Source organism: Ruegeria atlantica, from assembly GCF_013033965.1.
Taxonomy (GTDB): domain Bacteria; phylum Pseudomonadota; class Alphaproteobacteria; order Rhodobacterales; family Rhodobacteraceae; genus Ruegeria; species Ruegeria atlantica_D.
Window position 1 is genome coordinate 182,750 of the sequence record NZ_WQFE01000006.1, and the last position, 18,550, is coordinate 201,299.

The following is an 18,550-nucleotide window of genomic DNA, read 5'->3' on the forward strand; positions in this document are numbered from 1 at the left end:
GCGTCTTATTTGACGTCAAAGCCGCACAAGCCAAGGTTCCGATATGAACTGGATCACAAACTACGTCCGCCCCCGGATCAACTCGATCTTCTCGCGCCGAGAAGTGCCTGAAAACCTTTGGCACAAATGCGATGAATGCGGAACGATGCTGTTTCATCGAGAGCTGGCAGAGAACCAGAACGTCTGCACTCAATGCGGACACCATATGGCGATCACACCGCGCGAGCGTTTTAGTCACCTGTTCGATGGTGGGATCTTTACGGAAGTCGAGGTTCCCGCGCCCAAGGACGACCCGCTGCAATTCCGCGATCAGAAGAAGTACCCCGATCGGATGAAAGCCGCTCAAAAGAAGACGGGCGAGAAAGAGGCGATGCTGGTCGCGTTGGGCGAAATTGGCCGAACCCCGATTGTTGCAGCTGCTCAGGACTTTTCGTTCATGGGCGGGTCGATGGGCATGTATGTGGGCAACGCGATCATTGCCGCCGCGCAAGAGGCGGTAAAGCTAAAGCGCCCGCTGGTTCTGTTTTCCGCCGCAGGCGGAGCCCGAATGCAGGAAGGTATACTGAGCCTGATGCAGATGCCGCGCACGACCGTTGCAGTAGAGATGCTGAAAGAAGCAAATCTACCGTACATCGTTGTGCTGACTCACCCAACGACGGGTGGTGTGACCGCCTCATACGCGATGCTGGGTGACGTCCATATCTCGGAACCCAATGCGCTGATCTGTTTTGCCGGTCCGCGCGTCATCGAACAAACCATTCGGGAAAAGCTGCCCGAAGGGTTTCAGCGTGCGGAATACCTGCTGGATCATGGCATGTTGGACCGGGTGACAAAGCGGACCGAAATGCGTGAAGAGCTAATCACCATCATCCGGATGCTGATGAACCAACCTCCGGCCGTCAAAGGCGATCTGCCCGCACCAGAGGCAGAAGACGCCAAGGTAGAGACTCCGACTGAAGACGCGGAAGAAAAATGACCTCTCAGACCTCGGACGTCATCCTCGATCGGATGATGGCACTGCATCCCAAGATCATTGACCTGACCTTGGATCGCGTATGGCGTTTGTTGGCTGCGCTGGACAATCCGCAGGTCAAACTACCGCCGGTGATCCATATTGCGGGCACCAACGGCAAGGGGTCGACCCAGGCGATGATCCGCGCAGGCCTGGAAGGTGCAGGGCTGTCGGCCCATGCCTATACCTCACCTCACCTGGCGCGTTTTCACGAGCGTATTCGTCTGGCGGGAGAGCTGATTTCCGAACCGGATCTGACCGCGGTTCTGGACGAATGCTACGCTGCCAATGGTGGCGGCAGTATTACGTATTTCGAGATTACAACCTGCGCGGCCCTACTGGCGTTTTCACGGTCCAAAGCTGATTATACGTTGCTTGAAGTTGGGCTGGGCGGTCGGCTAGACGCGACCAATGTCATTCATGAACCGGCGGTAACGGTCATCACACCGGTCTCAATCGACCATGAGCAGTTCCTGGGAAACACCTTGGGCAAGATTGCAGCGGAAAAGGCAGGCATCATCAAGCCCGGCGTTCCCTGCATCGTTGGTCCGCAGCAGGACGAAGCGTTGGAGGTCATCGAATACACCGCCGCCCGTCTAGGTGCGCCGCTGTTGGTACATGGCCAACACTGGCATGTCACAGAAGAAAACGGGCGTCTGGTATATCAGGATGAAACTGGGTTGCGAGACCTGCCACTGCCAAATCTGTTGGGTGCACACCAGCTTCAAAACGCCGGAGCCGCGCTGGCCGTCTTGCGCCACTTGGATCTTGGTGATGATGCCTATGAGGCTGCAGTGACCAAGGCCGAATGGCCCGCCCGCATGCAGCGGTTGAAATCCGGACCCCTTGTCGAACAGGCCCCCGAGGTCGAACTATGGCTGGATGGCGGACACAACGCAGCGGCAGGATGGGCATTGGCCGATCTTTTGGCGACATTGCCTGAACGTCCAACCCATATGATCTGCGGGATGTTGAACACGAAGGATGTCACCGGATATCTGGCACCTTTGGCAACTCAAGTGCAGAGTCTGACGGCGGTCTCTATTCCAGGCGAGGCCAATACGTTGAGCGCTGAAGAAACATCAGCCGCCGCCGCACAGATCGGGTTATCTGCTTCAACGTCCGATAGTGTGGCAGACGCTTTGCAGACCATCACCGAATATGACCCGCACGCGCGGGTTCTGATTTGCGGGTCTTTGTATCTGGCCGGTCATATTCTGCGCGAAAACGGCTGAGAAAAGGCCCCCGTACGGCTGCATCTGGCCAAAAATATCCGGGGGGAACCGTGTAGCGCGTGGTGGGGCAGTGCCCCCTATGCCCCCCAATCCTGATCCTGCATCTCGCGCAGGCGCGACGCGGTGCGCTCAAACTCAAACGTGCCTTCACCTTCGACGTACAACATCTCCGGTTCAGCAGCAGCCGAACAAATCAACCGGACTTTCGCCTCATAAAGCGCGTCGATCAGCGTGACGAAGCGTTTGGCTTCGTTGAAGTTGTTACGCGACAGGCGCGGTATGTCTTCGAGCACCAGCACTTTGACCTCTTCTGCGATGGCAAGATAATCCGCTGGGCCCAGCATGCGCCCGCAAAGGTCGTAAAAGTTTGCCCGAGCCACGCCATTGCGAAAGGCGGGCAGCTCCACCGCACGGCCGTTGACCTGCAGGATCAACGGGTCGGCAGCGCCCCCTGCCAGGTCGATCCAGACGCTGCGAATGCTCGCGCGCGCTTCGGGACCAATTGGGGTAAAATAGACAGGCGCACCTTCCAGCCGATTTTGTCGGTAATCCGTGGGTGAGATTAACTCCCACACTTCAAGCTGGTCTTTGATATGTGCGATGAAGGGTAGAAAGAGCTGCCGGTTGAGGCCGTCCTTGTACAGGTCATCTGGATGGCGGTTCGATGTCGTCACGACAACAACGCCACCCTCATAAAGCAGATCGAACAAACGCCCAACAATCATCGCGTCAGTGATATCGGTAATCTGCATTTCGTCAAACGCCAGAACCCGCACCGACTTGACCACCGAAGCGGCTACTGGTGCCAGGGCATCCTCGACTCCATCCTTGCGCGCTTTGTGCATACCAGCGTGGATTTCCTGCATGAAGGCATGAAAATGAACCCGACGGGCAGGTATGTCTGTCAACGAATCCACAAACATATCCATCAGCATAGATTTCCCGCGCCCGACGCCTCCCCACAGGTACAGACCTTTGGGCGGTGGCGGAGCTTTTCGAAAAAATCCGCGTTTTACAGGTTCGGACAAAGTCGCCCGGATACGTTCAAAATGGGGAAGGACAGCCTCTTGCGCGTCATCTCTGGTCAGGGTGCCTTCGGCGACCTGTGTCTCATAAAGCGAAATCAAACCCGTCATAGATTCAGGCATAGCGCCCGGTATGCACATTGAAAAGAAGCCTTTTCTCAGACACATCAATTTTGCTGATCCGTGACCGCAAAACTCCTGAATTGACGCGTGTGCCAAACGCTATAACGTCTGCCCTCTGAATTCCCGAGGACCCAATGCCCCAATACACGCGCTTACTAAATCCAATCCTGATCGTTGGATGTATCATCATCACGGTCAGTTTTGCCGTGCGCGCATCTTTTGGTGTATTCCAGATACCTATTGCTGATGAGTTCGGCTGGTTGCGTACCGATTTTTCGATGGCCATCGCGATCCAGAACCTGGCGTGGGGCATTGGGCAGCCGATTTTCGGGGCCATCGCTGAAAAGGTCGGCGACAGACGCGCGATAATCCTTGGGGCGCTGACTTATGCGGCGGGCATGGTTCTGTCGGCCTGGTCCGTCACCCCGTTTGAACATCAAATGTACGCATGGCTCGTGGGGTTTGGCATCGCTGGAACCGGGTTTGGTGTTGTGCTTGCGGTGGTCGGCCGGGCGTCATCTGACGAAAACCGCTCCATGTCGCTTGCGATCGTCACCGCAGCGGGCAGTTTTGGACAGGTTTTGGGAGCGCCAACCGCTGAATGGATGTTGAGCTTTTTGCCGTGGCAGCAGGTATTCATCGTATTTGCCATAGCGATTTTGGCACTGGTTCTGACACTGCCATTCATGCGTGCCCCGCAGGCTGCCAGTAAGGCAGAAATCGAAGAGAGCATGAGTCAGATCCTGACCAAAGCCTTCCGCGATCCGTCGTATACGCTGATCTTCCTGGGCTTTTTCAGTTGCGGTTATCAGCTTGGTTTCATCACGGCCCATTTCCCCGCTTTTGTGACCGAGATGTGTGGCCCTATTCAACCCGGCGGCGTTTTGCATTCGATTGGCATCACAACCACCTCCGCCTTGGGGGCTGTTTCAATTTCATTGATTGGGCTGGCCAACATTGCGGGAACGTTGCTGGCGGGATGGGCCGGGAACCATTTTCCCAAAAAGTACCTGCTGGCCAGCGTCTATACCGCGCGCACGGTCGCAGCGGCAGCCTTCATTGTTTTTCCGATAACACCGCTGTCCGTTATCGTGTTTTCGCTGGTCATGGGCTCACTTTGGCTTGCCACCGTTCCCCTGACCTCGGGGCTGGTCGCGCATCTTTATGGCTTGCGTTACATGGGAACGCTGTACGGGATCATCTTTCTCAGCCACCAAGTCGGCAGTTTTCTTGGCGTTTGGCTGGGCGGGCGCATGTATGACCAATACGGCGACTACACCATGGTCTGGTGGATCGGTGTCGCAGTCGGAGCGTTCAGTGCGATCGTCCACCTGCCTATTCGCGAAAACAGTTCAGCAGCTGTCACCGCCTGAGTTAGATGGCCTCTTCGGCGCTCAGCAAGCCCTCTTCCACCAGTCGATCGGCCCAGCCCTGCGGGCCGGTAAAGTGATGCGTTTGCCATCCACGGGCGCGCGCCGTATCGATGTTGTCGATCCGGTCGTCGGTAAACAAAAGCGCCTCGGGCGGCAGTCCACAATCCGTTTCGACCATTTCATAGATCGGGACATGCGGTTTGACGGTCTGCATCCGTCCCGACACGTATTGTTTGTCGAATTCGTTGAGAAACGGGTAGATCGTGGTAGCATAGTCGAAGTTCTGCACACCGAAATTGGTCAACGCAAAAACCGGGACACCTTTGGCACGTAATGCCCGTTGCAGGCGAACCGAATGGGGGATTTCAGGCGCGGCCAGTTCGATCCACTTGTCGTGCCACATGCGGATCTCATCCCGCCATTCCGGGTATTTCTCGGCCCAGTCATAAATCGTGTCGGTGAAGTGATGGCCCTGATCAACAAGATCATTCATCCCATGTAGATCAACTTCCGAGAACATTGCGCGACGGCGTTCTTCGCCAATGATCTTGTCATAATAGCGTTCGGGCTGCCATTCGATCAGAACGTTCCCGATATCAAAAACAACAGCTTTCACCGACATATTCGTACCTGTTTGCAATTCTTTGGTTGGCCCAACTGAACCAAGTGCTGCGGCATTGTTCAAGACCAACCGCAGCGCGCAGCGCTGCTTGGCCCAATTGTCAAAGACGCATCTTTGATGCGTCGCTGGCAAGCGGGAGGGCTAACTTCGTTGCGCAGCTCTTAATTCGCGCTCCAAAGCGTCCAGAAATCGGGATCGGTCAGCTTTGCCGAAAGGTTTGCCACCGCCACCCGCGCCCAGCGGGTTGGCGGCGCGCAGGTCGGCCATCAGGTCGCGTATCGCCAGTTGCTGGCCAATATTGGCCGCGGTAAACGCCTCGCCATTGGGACGCAGAACCCGTGCCCCGGCTTCGACACACTTTGCGGCCAACGGGATGTCGGATGTCACCACAACATCCCCTCGGCCACAGCGTTCCGCGATCCATTTGTCGGCCTCATCGGCCCCTTCGGACACGATGACAACCTGCACCAGTGGGTTGGCGGATGGCCGCAAGCCACCATTCGACACCAGAGCAATTGGCACCTTGTGTCGTGTGGCAACCCGTTCGGCCTCGGCCTTCACGGGGCAGGCATCGCCGTCGATATAGAGGGTCGTCACGCCTTCTTGGCCTCTTTCTTGGCTGGATCAGCGGGCTTCTTGCGCACTTTAAACTCGTCCGGAATCGGCATCCGGTTAAAGGCGTCAAGGCCAGCGATTTTGTAGGCCTCGGCCAGCGTCGGATAGTTGAACGTGTTCTGCACGAAATAGTCCACTGTGCCTTTCAGGTTCAGAACTGCCTGCGCGATATGGATGAGCTCAGTCGCGCCTTCACCCACGATCTGAACGCCCAATACCCGGCGGGTTTTCAACGAGAATAGCATCTTCAACATGCCATGCTCCAAGCCCATGATGTGCCCGCGTGAGGTTTCGCGGAAACGCGCCACGCCCACTTCATAGGGGATGCCGCGCTCCTGCAATTCTTCCTCGGACATGCCGCAGGTTGAGATTTCGGGCACAGAATAGATGCCGTAGGGATACCATGGGCTTTCTGGCAGGGTAGGGGTGTCCAGTGCATGGCACGCAGCAACACGACCTTGCTGCAGCGACGTTGAGGCCAGCGACGGATGACCGATCACATCACCAGTCGCGTAAATGTGCGGAACCGCTGTTTGGTAGGTCTTGCGATCCACGTTGATCCGGTTGCGATGATCGGTCTCCAGACCGACGGCGCCGAGGTTTAATGCCGATGTGGCCCCCATACGTCCGGCGGCGAACAGCAACATCTCGGCCCGCACATGGCGCCCATTTTCAAGGGTCACTTCGACGTGGCCACCGGCGTCTTCGATTTTTTCAACCGCGGAGCCCAGGCGCAGGTCCACGCCGTTTTCGCGGATCTGGTGGGTGAAATCATGGATCAATCGGCTGTCGATGAAATCAAGGAAGGTTTCGCGCGGTTCGATCAGCGTCACCCGAACGTCCAGAGCCGAGAACATGGTGGCATATTCCACGCCGATCACGCCTGCACCGATCACAACCAGTGAACGTGGTATCTCTGCCATCTCCAGGAAGTCGTCGCCATCCACTACGGTTTTGCCGTTAAAGGGGACGTAATCAGGCCGGTAAGTTTTGGTTCCGGTGGCGATCAGGAACTTCGCCGCGGTCAGACGTGTGGTTTCACCGGCGTCTGTCGCGACCTCAATCTCGTGCGGGCCAACGAATTTGGCCAACCCGTTCATCGTCTCTACATGGTTGCGGTTGAACTGGTGTTCCAGCACATCAACCTCGTGGTCCAGCGTCATATGCAGACGTGCCTTGAGGTCTTCGGCCCGGATCTGGTCTTTGACCCGGTACGAGCGACCGTAAAAGCTGCGTTCGCGCCAGCCGGACAGGTTCAGCACCGTTTCGCGCAGGGTCTTTGACGGGATCGTGCCGGTGTGGACGGACACGCCGCCAAACCGGTCCTTGCGATCAATGACCAGAACACGCCGTTTCAGTTTGCCTGCCTGAATGGCGGCCGATCGGCCCGAAGGGCCGGACCCGATGATGATCAGGTCATAGTCGTATTTGCTCATACCTCAGTCTCCGTACAGCGCCTCGGCGTGGAAGGTGATGTGGTCTTCCATGAAGGTCGACACAAAGAAGTACGAGTGGTCATACCCAGGCTGCAGACGGAATATCGCTTGCTGACGACGCTCGGCAATCGCCTGCGCCAAAGCTTCAGGACGCAGCAGATCGATGAACTGGTCACTGGCTCCGGTGTCGATCAGGATCGGGCCGTCAAAACCTTTTTCCCTCATCAATACCGAAGCGTCATGAGTGTCCCAAACGGACTGATCATCGCCCAGATAAGCGCTAAGTTGCTTGCGGCCCCAATCCGCGCCGGTCGGGTTCGAGATTGGTGCAAAGGCGGACACCGACCGGAAGCGCCCGGGCAGGTTCATGGCCATCGTCAGCGCGCCGTGCCCTCCCATGGAATGTCCGGTGATTGCTTGACGATCCCCGTCAATTGCGAAGTTTTCGATCAGAAACGCGGGCAATTCTTCGGCCACGTAATTCCACATATTAAAATGCGGGGCCCATGGTTTTTGCGTGGCATTCACATAGAACCCAGCACCCTGGCCCAGATCGTAATCTTCGTGATCGGCAACACCTTCCCCGCGTGGCGAGGTGTCAGGAAACACTACCGCAATGCCTTGTTCAGCTGCCCAGGCCTGCGCGCCTGCTTTGGTCATCGCGTTTTCGTGGGTACAGGTCAGACCCGACAGATACCACAAAATCGGAACAGGCCCGTCCTTGGCTTCGGCCGGTAGGAACAGGCCAAAGGTCATGTCGCATTGGCACGCGGCCGAGGCGTGGCGGTAGACGCCCTGAACGCCTCCGAAGCAAGCATTTTCCGAAAGGGTTTCCATTTGGTTCTATCCTTACGTTGGGTTTGCGCTATGGCTACCGCTACACGACCCATACGTAAAGGCTGAGTGACTTTGGCGGGTCATTTTTCATATTGCTGACGTCAGGGTGTTCCCACCCAGGCAATGACCAATGGAACCGTCAGGATGCTGGCCGCTGTGGATAACAAAATCGCCGCAGACGCCCTGTGCGGGGCCACGCCGTAGTGCGCGGCTAGCATATAGACGTTACCCGCAACCGGCAGGGCCGCCGCAGCAATGGCAACGGATGCGGGAAACGCGGCGACGGGCAAAACCCAAAGAAGTGCGACGGCTACACATGCGGGGTGAATGACCAGTTTGCAAAAACTCAACCAGCCCGCGATATGCACACGTTCGGCGGATTTACTGGCCAGCGAGGCGCCTATCGCGAACAATGCACCGGGGGTTGCCGCCCCGCCCAGAATTGTCAGGAAGTCATTCAATGGCGCGGGGACGGGGATCCGCAATGCGGACCACAGCAATCCTGCCGAGATCGAGACAATCATTGGGTTCTTCAGCAGACCGATACCGATCAGGCGGAAAGTTGCAGGTTTCAATCGCCCGTCACGCCCTCCGTTGATCAGAATGACGATCAGCGATGAAAACACCACCAGATCGACCGTCAGAACCAACATGACCGGACCAATGGCGGCTTCGGTAAACAGCAGCGCCAGCATGGGTAGGCCCAGAAAGCCGACATTGCCAATGGCCGCGCATTGCGCCTCGACCGCGGCGGTCGGAACGTCGAGCCGCCGCATCCATGCGACAACAGTTGCCAGCGCATATACAGCAGCGGTTCCCATCAAATATCCAACGACCAGCCTTGCATTGAAAATTTCGGCAAAGGGCAGGGTGGCGGCAAAGCGGAACAACATGGCCGACAGTGCAAAATAAAAAACAAATTTCGTCAGATAAGCGGTTGCTTCTTCCGAGAAAAACCGACTGCGCCCGGCCCAGTATCCCAAGCCGATGATTGCGAAGAAGGGCAGGGTGCGCAGGAAGATTTCGACCATGGGCAAATTGGTAACACGGATGACGCCAGCTGCAAGCCATGTCCGACCGTTTGTGGCCTTTACTGTCTTTCGGTGCCACCAAGCTTAACTTGCCGGTCGCAAACCTAACGTCACGTGTGTTGCCAGGTGCCTGCAATTTGTGCGAATTGTTGTGTCTGAACTGAACAGTTTATAAATTGTCACCCACACGACCCAAGGAGAGCACATGACCGAAGCAGCCGCCATCCTGCGTACAGGCCGAAAATTTGATCAGGTCCTGCGCGGAGCCCGAGAGGTTTTCATGGCGGATGGTTTCGAAGGTGCAAGCGTCGACGACATCGCGCGCGCTGCGGGGGTGTCCAAGGCGACGCTGTACAGCTATTTCCCGGACAAACGCCTGCTGTTCATGGAAGTGGCTCAAGTCGAGTGCAGGCGCATGGCGGAAAACGTCGTTGCGATGGTCGACGACTGCAAACCGGCGCGCGAAGTTCTGACAATCGCTGCGACAGAACTGACGGCCTTTCTGGTCTCGGATTTCTCGCAACAGATGTTTCGTATCTGCATTGCGGAACGTGACAGATTTCCGGAGCTGGGCCAAACATTCTACGAAGCCGGGCCACAGAACGGTCAACGCCAGATGGTCGAATATCTGGAGAAGGCAGTCAAAAAGGGTGAGCTGGCCATCGACGATCTGCAATTGGCGGCGGAACAGTTCAGCGAGCTTTGCAAGGTTCGGATTTGGACCCGTGCCGCCATCGGTGTCCAAAAAAACTTTTCTCAGGAAGAGGTCGATGAGATTGCGCTGCAGGCCGTTGATATGTTCATGGCCCGATACGGCGTCTGACCAACTAATTTAAAACCTAAGCGAAAGTGCGAAATACCCGCACCCGGTTAACCGGATGCGGGCGAAACAAATCACTCGATAAAAGTCTTGGCCAGCCGGTCACTGATCGGCTGCGACAAGTAGCTAATGACTGCGCGCTCACCGGTATTCACGAACAGATCCGCAGGCATTCCAGGCACCAGTTCCAAAGCGGCCACTTCGGTAGGTTGATCGGCATCCAGTTTCACCCGCGCTTTGTAGTAGGGTTCGCCAGTGCGGTCGTCCTCTAGCGCGTCTGCCGAGATGTCAAAAATCCGACCGCTGGCTTCGGGCACATCCGTCTGCGTAAAAGCCGACAGGCGAATGCGCGTTGCCTGACCGATCTGCAGCTTATCGATATCGGCGGTTTTTATCCGCGCTTCGACGATCAGGGCCTGATTGGCGGGAACAATATCCATCATGGACTCTCCGGGGCGAATAACGCCGCCGGTCGTGGATACGGACAGATTGACGACCCGCCCGCTGGCCGGGGCCAGGACTTGTGTCCGTTTCAACCGGTCTGATGCGCCCATGTATTGCGAGCGGATCAGATCAAGCTGAGCATCCACGACCGCAAGCTCTCCGGCGATCACTTCGTCGCGTAGCTTTTGCTGGCTGATCAGGGACAGTTGCAATTCCTGCACTTGATCTTCGGCCTGTGCGATCTGCGTGCGAAGCGACGCATCGACACCGCCCAGTCGTTCCATTTCGATCTGGCGCGCGCTGACACGAGTGGCGGCGACCAACCCTTTGTCCAGCAGTGACTTCAGATTTGACAGCTCATCCTGAGTGATGTCGATCTGATTTTGCGTGGAGTTGCGTTGTTCATTCAGGCCCGCAATCTGGTTGCGCAGTCCCTGAATGCGCTGGTCGGTGATCTGGGCCTCGGTCTGACGGGCACGGGCTTCAGCGTCGAACAGTTGTTTCTGCGTCAGATAGGGCGACAGCCAGTGCAGCCGCTCCATCCCATCGCTGAACCCAGCCAAAGCAGTTGGTTCGTCAAAACCGTCCGAACCGTTGATTTGCGCCAGCAGACGGGCGCGACGTACTGACAACTCGCCTAACTGGCTGCCCAGAACACTCAGATCTACGTCGATCTCCGAGCTGTCCAGCCGCACGAGTGGCTGACCAACCTGAACGAATTCTCCATCCGTGACCAGGATCGAGTCGATAATGCCTCCATCCAGATGCTCAACGGTTTTGCGATCTCCTTCCACCACAAAGGATGCTGGCGCGACCACCGCCCCATCCAATTTCGAGGCGAAGGCCCAATATATGCTGCCACCAACGAAGGCCATCAGAGTAAACAATCCGAACAGCACATAGCGTTTGATGCCAGATGTCTCGGCGGTGATGTCCAGAACCTGCCCATCGTGGACAACAAGCGTGTTGTTAGAGTGCGAGCGTTTCATCAACTGGGTCATTGGGTGGCTCCGCTGATCTGAGTTGCATTGACAGGGCGCGCTGCGGGTTCCTTCGCCCCGGATTGGGTGGGATTGTCCAAGACGTTCCGACGATTGACCTTCAGGACGTCCTCCTTATCCCCGAACTGTGTTTGGGTGCCGTTTCGCAGGACCATTACTTTGTTGGCAGCCTGCAGCGTGGCCGGGCGGTGGGTCATGACGATGCAGATTGCGCCGCGGGACTGCGCCGCCGTGATCGCATCGCGCAAGGCCTGTTCGCCTTCGGCATCCAGATCCGAATTCGGCTCGTCCAAGATCAGTACAAACGGATCGCCATACAGCGCGCGGGCCAGAGCCAGCCGTTGACGTTGACCACCGGACAGAAAGAACCCGCGACCGATGCGTGTTTCGTAACCATCGGGCAGGGCGCTGATCATCTCGTGTACACCGGCCTCGCGGGCGGAACGCAGCACTTCGGCATCATCGATGGCGACCGAGAAACGCCCGATGTTCTCGCGGATCGTGCCATCGAACAGTTCGACATCCTGTGGCAGATACCCGATCTGCTTGCCCAGATCCTCATGGTTCCATTTTGATATCGGGCTTCCGTCCAGCAAAACTTCGCCGCGTTGGGGATGCCAGATACCGGCCATCATCTTACCCAAAGTGGTCTTGCCGGAACCGCTGTGTCCGATAATCGCCAACACGTCTCCGGCCTCCAGACCAAAATCGATTTGGCGGAGCGAGGCGTTTACGGCGCGCGGGGGTCCTGCCTGCGCAATCTTGACGTCCAGGGATTTGAACGCACGCGGCAGGTGCAGGTTGGGTGGGGTTTCGGCAAACTCTTCGGTCAGTTTTGCCAGCTTGGAATAAGATCCACGCGCGGCCAGAAAGCTGCGCCACTGACCGATCAATTGGTCGATTGGGGCCAGTGCGCGGGCCAGAACGATAGTTGCCGCGATCATAACACCAGCGGTCGACTCTCCGGTGATAGCAAGGGCCGCCCCTAGACCAAGAATGGCCGACTGCAATCCCATCCGAACGGTCTTGGACACGACTGAAAAACTGGCAACCCGGTCTGCGGCGCGGGTTTTGTGCTGATGGGCCTCGGCCTGCAGCGAAGTCCAACGCCGCAATAGGTCGGATTTCATACCCAGCGCATGAACCAGTTCGGCATTCCTGTCACCGGTAGCGAACAACGCATCCGAGCGACCGCGGGCTTGCGAAGCTGACTGCATCGGTTCCCGCGCGCGGGCGTTGTTGATCAGGGCCATGATCGTCAGTGTGACGGCTCCGGCCAACCCGAGCAGGCCCAGATAGGGGTGAAGGGCATAAAGGACCAGCAAATAGAGCGGGATCCACGGAGCGTCAAAGAACGCGGTCAGTGTGGTTCCCGAGATGAATTCGCGAAAGCCGTTCACGTCTTCGACAAGGTTTTCGCCGGCCTCGCTTTCACCCTGAACGCGGCGGCGCATCGCAGCGCCAAGGACCGGAGCGCCAACGTTCAGTTCGAAGCGGGCGGCCAGACGTCCTAAAATGCGCATGCGCATCAGGTCAAGGCAGGCAACCACGACGAAAACACCCGCCAGCAAAGCGGTCAGTGCCACAAGGGTGTCGACATTCTGGCTGGTCAGGACGCGGTCATAGACCTGCAGCATATACAGTGGACCGGCCAGCATAAGAAGGTTCAGAAACAAGCTAAAGAAGGCAACTGCGACAAATCCTTTGCGCAGAGACCCCCAGGCGGATTTCACGGGATTGGCTTTCTGGAACATCACGGAACCCTTTCCGGTTTGACAAACGGGGCGACCTTGGCCGCCCCGCTGTTGATCGGTTAGACGACGAAGTCGTTTTCGTTCAGGTCAGCGACATCGACACCGGCCAGGCGGATCGAGCCTGCGTCACCGAAGCTGATCACAGCGTCCTCACCATCCTGAACGGGGTTCAGAGGACCGGCGAAGTCAGGACCCAGATCACCGATCTGAATTCTGTCGACGCCCGCTTCAAAGTCGGTAACCGTGTCATCACCGAAGATGCCCTGGAACAGGAAGGTGTCAGCGCCTTCGCCTCCGATCAGGACGTCATTGCCGCCCTCACCGTTCAGCAGGTCGTCGCCATCCGCTCCATTCAGAACGTTCTCCAGATCGCTACCGACAATCACGTCACCATCGTTAGAGCCGATGACATTCTCGATCGAAACCAAAACGTCGGTTTCAATCTGGTTGTCGATCACGTCCAGCCCGACAACACCGGTGCCGCCTGTATCCACATCACCCAGCGTCGCACCTGCATCCACCAGCGTGTCCTGAACGACCGGTCCATTTTCACCCGCCGGAGCATTGTGCAGATGGATTGCCGAGAGGACACCGGAATTCGGCGTGGCAAGGTCGGCTTCGTTCAGGCCTACCACACTAAGTTCGCTCGAATAGGTGACTTCGCCCGTTGCCAGGTTCTGCGTGATGACAAGGGTTGCGTTGCCGCTGGCCTCGCTGTCCGATGTGGGCCCAGGCTCTTGCGCTGCGTCCAGACCGCCGCTCAGCGAAACCGTGCGGATGCCGTTTTCGGTCACATCGCTGTCGACCAGCAGTTGCCCGCGAATTTCTCCAGAAGGGAAGTCAGAGGTGTGGATATTGTAGTACAGGTTGCCCAGAACGGCCTCTTCTACAAACCAGCCTCCATCCGGGATATTCGCACCAAACTGGTCCGGAGCCACAACAGCCGCATCCACGATCGAGACGTTGAACCCGGTATCGCGCGTGGCAGTACCGTTGCCGTTGGCGTCCAGACGGACCTCGACCGCGACATCCAGATCCGAGAAATCGGCGGTATCGATGCCTTCTCCGCCATCGATGAAGTCATTGCCCAGACCGCCGGTCAGCACATTGTCTGCATCACCCGCAATCAGAACATCATCCCCGGCGCCACCGTTGATGTCGCCATTGGTGGTGCCCAGATCGACAAAGATGTCATTGCCATCGCCCAGCAGGACGTTGCCGTTGATCACGCCTTCGTCGTCGTTGACGATGGTAACGTCTCCAGCATCCGATGCATCGATCGCATTGACCGTGCCGCGAATTTCGCCTTCGTTCAGGATTGCACCAAGAAGGTTCAAGCCGCCGTCAATACGAATGCCGGCTGCAGCATCCGATTGTTCGGAACCGGCAATCAGGCCTTCATTGATAACAACTCCGGCAAAAGACGCATCATTTTGTCCGGTGAACAGACGCAGGCCGTCGCCGACCTGATTGCCCTCGGTTGCATCGCCGCGGCCCTGCAAGACACCTTCGTTTACAATCGCTGCCGAGACGACATCGCCTGAAACGTCACCTGTTTGCAGCGAAACAGCCGAGCCGTTGTTGCCCTCGCCTGCGTCCACCAAACCAGTGTTGGTGAAGGTGTAGTTGTCTGCTGTACTATCAGCGTAGACTGTGCCGTTGCGCTGATTACCTGTACCTAAGATGGCACCCAGGTTCTGAACGGAAAGCCCGTTACCATCGATGTTCAGCGCCCGGCTGTCCGAGGAAACGGTGCCGCTATTGACAAACGACCCGCCCGAGTGGTCACCAGTGCCAAAGTAGACACCGTTTTGCACGCCCTCGATGGCACCCGCGTTAAGCAATGTGCCCTGGAAGTTCACGCCATTGACAACTCGGATGCCGGCAACCGTGCCATTGGCACCTTCAGAGAAAATCCCGCCAAAATTGGAGATCGTCGCATCGGTAGTTCCCGTGTTGCCAACGTTGCCGATGCGAATGCCATCACCAGCAAGCGGCGTGGCCGCACCAGCGTTTCCGCGTCCGTTGATCACGCCCGTGTTTTCCAGTGTGAATGTGTTGGCACCATCTTCTGCGCCGCCGATTTCCACACCAAAGCCAGAACCCTGATTGCCGTCACCTGCATCAATCAGACCTGAGTTCTGTACCGAGAAGTCATCCGCAGTTCCGTCAGCATAAACCGTACCGTTGCGCTGATCTCCGGTGCCTAGGATGTCACCTTGGTTGTCGACCTCAAGCCCCGTGCCATCAATGTTGAACGCGCGGCTATCCGAGGACACAACGCCGCCCGCTTCGTTGACGAAACGACCACCCGTATGATCCGCGTTGCCAAAATAGACGCCGTTTTGGACACCCGAGATTGTGCCGGAGTTGGTAAATTCGCCCTGGAAGCTTACACCATCCACAACGCGCGCACCGGCTACAGTGCCGTTGGCACCTTCCGAACGCACCTCGCCACGGTTGACAATGGTCGCTTCGGCGATGCCCTGATTTCCGGGGTTGCCGATGCGGATACCATCTCCGGCCAGGCCAGTACCTGCCGCGCCGTTGCCCCGACCCTGGATCAGGCCATCGTTTTCCAGCGAGAACGTGTTGGCACTGTCGGCGGCTCCACCGATTTCTGCTGCGAAACCCGAGCCCTGGTTGTGCTCACCCGCATCGATTGTGCCATTGGCCAGATTGCGGACCGAAAAGTCATCTGCGGTGCCGTCGGCATAAACGGTACCGTTACGTTGGTCGTCGGTTCCCAGAATGTCGCCGCCGTTGATCAGGTCGACACCCGAGCCGTCGATGTTCACCGCCCGGCTTCCGGATTGGATGGTGCCGAAGTTCAGCACATCCAGGTCATGCTCGCCATTGCCGATGTAAAGACCGTTGCGGGGGCCTTCGATCACACCGGTCGAAGTGTTCAGGATCTCACCTTCGGCGTTTACGCCATCTGCAATGCGGATACCGGCGGCTGTGCCCTGGTTGCTTTCGGTCGAGATCAGGCCGCTGTTGACGATTTCAGTTTCCAAAGTGGCCCCTTCGACACCGTCGTCAATGCGAATGCCATCCCCGGCCAATCCGGTGTTGGCTGCGCCCTGACCACGCCCTTGGATCGTTGCGCCAAATCCATTGAAGATGTCAGTTTCCACGCGATCGCCAAGCTCGTCGCCGATCTGCAACGAAATGCCGGCACCCTGATTGCCCTCACCGGCATCAATCGTGCCACCCGTAAAGTTCGAGATCGAAATGTCTTCGGCAGTGCTGTTGGTGTAGATCGTGCCATTGCGCTGATCGCCGGTGCCGATAATGTCGCCGAAGTTGCGTACATCAATACCCTGGCCCTGAATGTCCACTGCGCGGCTGTCCGAGCTGATCACACCACCGCGGAAGTTATCCAGACCGCCCGAGCTTTGAGCACCTGCGAATTGAACGCCGTTGAACTCGCCCGCGATCTCACCAAAGTTGCGAACTTGGGCGCTGCCGGTGACCTGAACGCCTGTGGCCTGCGCGTCAGGGCCGTTGTTTGCCTCAATCAGGCCCGAACGAAAGTTGAAGACATCCACATCCTGGCCCTGCGCCTGAACGGCGGCAACGGCGTTGTTGGTGATGATCTCGCCAAAATTCAGCAGACGCGAAAAGTCATTTGCCAGAACAAAGGCCGGAGTGTCATCGACAACGGTACTTTGAAAGAAGTTGTTAAAAAGGGTTTGGCCGACGCGGTTTGTCTCTTGCGCCATGGTAGACGTGGTCAAGAGCTGAGCGCGCAGGCTTGTCAGCATTTGGGACAGCATGGGGTACTCCGTCAAAAATTGTTACGTTTGGCGGTCCGCCCTGCGTTTCGGGCAGTCCACGTATCAAAGGGGTAGACGGCACCCCGGGTCAGCAAAAATTCATCCTGCAAATCGGTCGTATAACCAATGCAAATAATCACGGTTTCCGTGAGAATCCGGGATGCTCAGTTTATATAAATCAATGGGTTACAGTTTTCCGCCGCATGCGAAGTTCTATTCGAAAGCGCTGGTTAACAGTTTTGTCAGCGGAGTTGATCGGGATTTCATGCACCTTTGGCGGCTTTAAGGTACATAAAGGGGCGGTTCGATGCCGCTTTTGTTTGACCGCAGAGAGATTGAGCGGATGAATTTCAGAGATTTAGAGTACGTGCTTGCCATAGCAAAGCATGGAAAGTTCAGTCAGGCAGCGGTTGCCTGCAATGTTTCGCAGCCTGCACTGTCGAACCAGATCAAGAAGTTGGAACAGGAACTGGGCGTTGAGCTGTTTCTGCGGCTGAATAACGAAGTGCGTCCAACCGCGTTTGGTCAAAGCATCCTCAAGATTGCCGAAACCATCCTGTCCGATGTGCAAAGAATCCGCGACTCCGCCACCCAGTTTCGCGACCCCGAGGCCGTTGCATATCGGATTGGCATGACGCCAACACTTGCACCCTACCTGACACAGTATTTCTCGGAGCTTTTTAGCGATCTATATCCGCGTATGCGTGTCACTATGATCGAGGATCTTCCGCAGAACATGTTGCAGATGGTCGAAGATCATCAATTGGACATGGCGCTGGTGGCCAAAGTCAACAACAGCGACACTCTGGCATTCACCTCGATTTGGGCCGAGCCGCTGTTTCTGGCCATGCGGGACGGGCATCCGCTGTGTATGCTGCCCTCTATAGAGCCCGAAGATGTTCCACCGCACGATTTTATCCGGCTTCCTCACAGTTTTGGCTACGAGCTTGAGGACCGCTTGCCGAAAGCCGATCCCGCAATCCGAGTCGCCAAGCGTTTCGACCTGAGCGCACTGAGGTTTGAAACGATCTGCAGGCACATCTGCCATTCTGACGACTGCACAATTGTGTCGGCCCTGGCCGCCGAACAATTCAAGCGAGACAAATGGCCATTGTGCTTTGTTCCGTTTGAGGGTCCCGGCAACCTGCGCAATCTGGGTGCTGCGACCCGCCCGGGATGTCCCAGAAGCCAGGTTTTAAGCCGTGTAGGCGCTTACATTCAGGAACAACCTCCGGTCGGTGTGACACCAACTTTCACGGCCTGAGCACGACCTGATCTATGCAATCAACAATGAAACCGAAGAAGGTATTTCTTTGGCCTCGTCGATAGCGTTAGTGCAAGCACTTCTTTAGCTCTCAAAGTGAGTTGACAATGGATTTTGTATTTTGGATACATTGGGCACAGATTTCGCGGCGATGAGAGTCGTCTGGAATTGCTTGATCA

At 56.9% G+C, this 18,550-nt stretch carries 14 protein-coding genes; 5 read left to right on the plus strand and 9 right to left on the minus strand.

Annotated features, from left to right (window positions below):
• Window positions 1-43 precede the first annotated feature (43 nt).
• On the plus strand, window positions 44-976 hold the full coding sequence (gene accD, locus GOW16_RS13165) for an acetyl-CoA carboxylase, carboxyltransferase subunit beta (protein ID WP_170415690.1): 933 nt from the start codon (window positions 44-46) through the stop codon (window positions 974-976).
• Window positions 973-2,247 (plus strand): bifunctional folylpolyglutamate synthase/dihydrofolate synthase, encoded by a 1,275-nt coding sequence (locus GOW16_RS13170; RefSeq protein WP_170415692.1) that lies wholly within the window; start codon window positions 973-975, stop codon window positions 2,245-2,247. The genes accD and GOW16_RS13170 overlap by 4 nt, the downstream gene beginning before the upstream one ends.
• Before the next feature lie 77 nt (window positions 2,248-2,324).
• Here GOW16_RS13170 and zapE read toward each other — a convergent pair whose 3' ends face one another.
• Window positions 2,325-3,383, minus strand: coding sequence for a cell division protein ZapE (gene zapE / locus GOW16_RS13175; protein WP_170415694.1), 1,059 nt, complete (start codon window positions 3,381-3,383; stop codon window positions 2,325-2,327).
• Window positions 3,384-3,529: 146 nt separating this feature from the next.
• Between zapE and GOW16_RS13180 the strand changes: the two genes are divergently transcribed.
• Complete coding sequence (locus tag GOW16_RS13180; protein WP_170415696.1) at window positions 3,530-4,768, plus strand: MFS transporter; 1,239 nt, start codon at window positions 3,530-3,532, stop codon at window positions 4,766-4,768.
• 1 nt (window position 4,769) lies between these two features.
• Here the strand turns inward: GOW16_RS13180 and GOW16_RS13185 are convergent, their stop codons facing one another.
• The 5 genes from GOW16_RS13185 to GOW16_RS13205 all read right to left on the minus strand — a co-directional run bounded on the left by GOW16_RS13185 (window position 4,770) and on the right by GOW16_RS13205 (window position 9,309).
• On the minus strand, window positions 4,770-5,390 hold the full coding sequence (locus GOW16_RS13185; protein ID WP_170415698.1) for an HAD family hydrolase: 621 nt from the start codon (window positions 5,388-5,390) through the stop codon (window positions 4,770-4,772).
• A 141-nt stretch (window positions 5,391-5,531) separates the two neighbouring features.
• Entirely contained in the window at window positions 5,532-5,987 is a 456-nt protein-coding gene (locus GOW16_RS13190; protein WP_170415700.1) for a YaiI/YqxD family protein, read from the minus strand.
• A complete protein-coding gene (sthA, locus tag GOW16_RS13195; RefSeq protein ID WP_170415702.1) occupies window positions 5,984-7,441 on the minus strand; it encodes a Si-specific NAD(P)(+) transhydrogenase in 1,458 nt (485 codons plus the stop codon). The genes GOW16_RS13190 and sthA overlap by 4 nt, the downstream gene beginning before the upstream one ends.
• Before the next feature lie 3 nt (window positions 7,442-7,444).
• Window positions 7,445-8,278 carry an S-formylglutathione hydrolase gene (gene fghA / locus GOW16_RS13200; protein WP_170415704.1) on the minus strand — a complete coding sequence of 278 codons (834 nt, stop codon included), beginning with the start codon at window positions 8,276-8,278 and terminating at the stop codon, window positions 7,445-7,447.
• A gap of 101 nt (window positions 8,279-8,379) precedes the next feature.
• Complete coding sequence (locus GOW16_RS13205) at window positions 8,380-9,309, minus strand: AEC family transporter (protein WP_170415706.1); 930 nt, start codon at window positions 9,307-9,309, stop codon at window positions 8,380-8,382.
• Between the two features lie 205 nt (window positions 9,310-9,514).
• Here GOW16_RS13205 and GOW16_RS13210 point away from each other — a divergent pair, with 205 nt between their 5' ends.
• Complete coding sequence (locus GOW16_RS13210) at window positions 9,515-10,132, plus strand: TetR/AcrR family transcriptional regulator (RefSeq protein ID WP_170415708.1); 618 nt, start codon at window positions 9,515-9,517, stop codon at window positions 10,130-10,132.
• A 71-nt stretch (window positions 10,133-10,203) separates the two neighbouring features.
• Here the strand turns inward: GOW16_RS13210 and GOW16_RS13215 are convergent, their stop codons facing one another.
• From GOW16_RS13215 to GOW16_RS13225, 3 genes are read right to left on the minus strand one after another with little or no spacing between them, the layout of a single operon-like run.
• The gene (locus GOW16_RS13215; RefSeq protein ID WP_170415710.1) at window positions 10,204-11,574 is read right to left on the minus strand and encodes an HlyD family type I secretion periplasmic adaptor subunit; all 1,371 of its coding nucleotides are present in this window, start codon (window positions 11,572-11,574) and stop codon (window positions 10,204-10,206) included.
• On the minus strand, window positions 11,571-13,328 hold the full coding sequence (locus GOW16_RS13220; RefSeq protein ID WP_170415712.1) for a type I secretion system permease/ATPase: 1,758 nt from the start codon (window positions 13,326-13,328) through the stop codon (window positions 11,571-11,573). Before GOW16_RS13220 ends, GOW16_RS13215 begins: the two co-directional genes overlap by 4 nt.
• A gap of 59 nt (window positions 13,329-13,387) precedes the next feature.
• A complete protein-coding gene (locus tag GOW16_RS13225) occupies window positions 13,388-17,107 on the minus strand; it encodes a beta strand repeat-containing protein (RefSeq protein ID WP_170415714.1) in 3,720 nt (1,239 codons plus the stop codon).
• A 307-nt stretch (window positions 17,108-17,414) separates the two neighbouring features.
• On the opposite strand from GOW16_RS13225, the gene GOW16_RS13230 reads away from it, so the two are divergent.
• Window positions 17,415-18,371 carry a LysR family transcriptional regulator gene (locus GOW16_RS13230; RefSeq protein ID WP_170415717.1) on the plus strand — a complete coding sequence of 319 codons (957 nt, stop codon included), beginning with the start codon at window positions 17,415-17,417 and terminating at the stop codon, window positions 18,369-18,371.
• Window positions 18,372-18,550 lie beyond the last annotated feature (179 nt).

Coding starts and splice junctions, on each gene's coding strand:
- GOW16_RS13225 (WP_170415714.1), bottom strand. CDS start 17,107: ATGCTGTCCCAAATGCTGACAAGCCTGCGCGCTCAGCTCTTGACCACG.
- GOW16_RS13215 (WP_170415710.1), bottom strand. CDS start 11,574: ATGACCCAGTTGATGAAACGCTCGCACTCTAACAACACGCTTGTTGTC.
- GOW16_RS13220 (WP_170415712.1), bottom strand. CDS start 13,328: ATGTTCCAGAAAGCCAATCCCGTGAAATCCGCCTGGGGGTCTCTGCGC.
- zapE (WP_170415694.1), bottom strand. CDS start 3,383: ATGACGGGTTTGATTTCGCTTTATGAGACACAGGTCGCCGAAGGCACC.
- accD (WP_170415690.1), top strand. CDS start 44: ATGAACTGGATCACAAACTACGTCCGCCCCCGGATCAACTCGATCTTC.
- fghA (WP_170415704.1), bottom strand. CDS start 8,278: ATGGAAACCCTTTCGGAAAATGCTTGCTTCGGAGGCGTTCAGGGCGTC.
- GOW16_RS13205 (WP_170415706.1), bottom strand. CDS start 9,309: ATGGTCGAAATCTTCCTGCGCACCCTGCCCTTCTTCGCAATCATCGGC.
- GOW16_RS13210 (WP_170415708.1), top strand. CDS start 9,515: ATGACCGAAGCAGCCGCCATCCTGCGTACAGGCCGAAAATTTGATCAG.
- GOW16_RS13180 (WP_170415696.1), top strand. CDS start 3,530: ATGCCCCAATACACGCGCTTACTAAATCCAATCCTGATCGTTGGATGT.
- GOW16_RS13170 (WP_170415692.1), top strand. CDS start 973: ATGACCTCTCAGACCTCGGACGTCATCCTCGATCGGATGATGGCACTG.
- GOW16_RS13185 (WP_170415698.1), bottom strand. CDS start 5,390: ATGTCGGTGAAAGCTGTTGTTTTTGATATCGGGAACGTTCTGATCGAA.
- sthA (WP_170415702.1), bottom strand. CDS start 7,441: ATGAGCAAATACGACTATGACCTGATCATCATCGGGTCCGGCCCTTCG.
- GOW16_RS13230 (WP_170415717.1), top strand. CDS start 17,415: ATGCCGCTTTTGTTTGACCGCAGAGAGATTGAGCGGATGAATTTCAGA.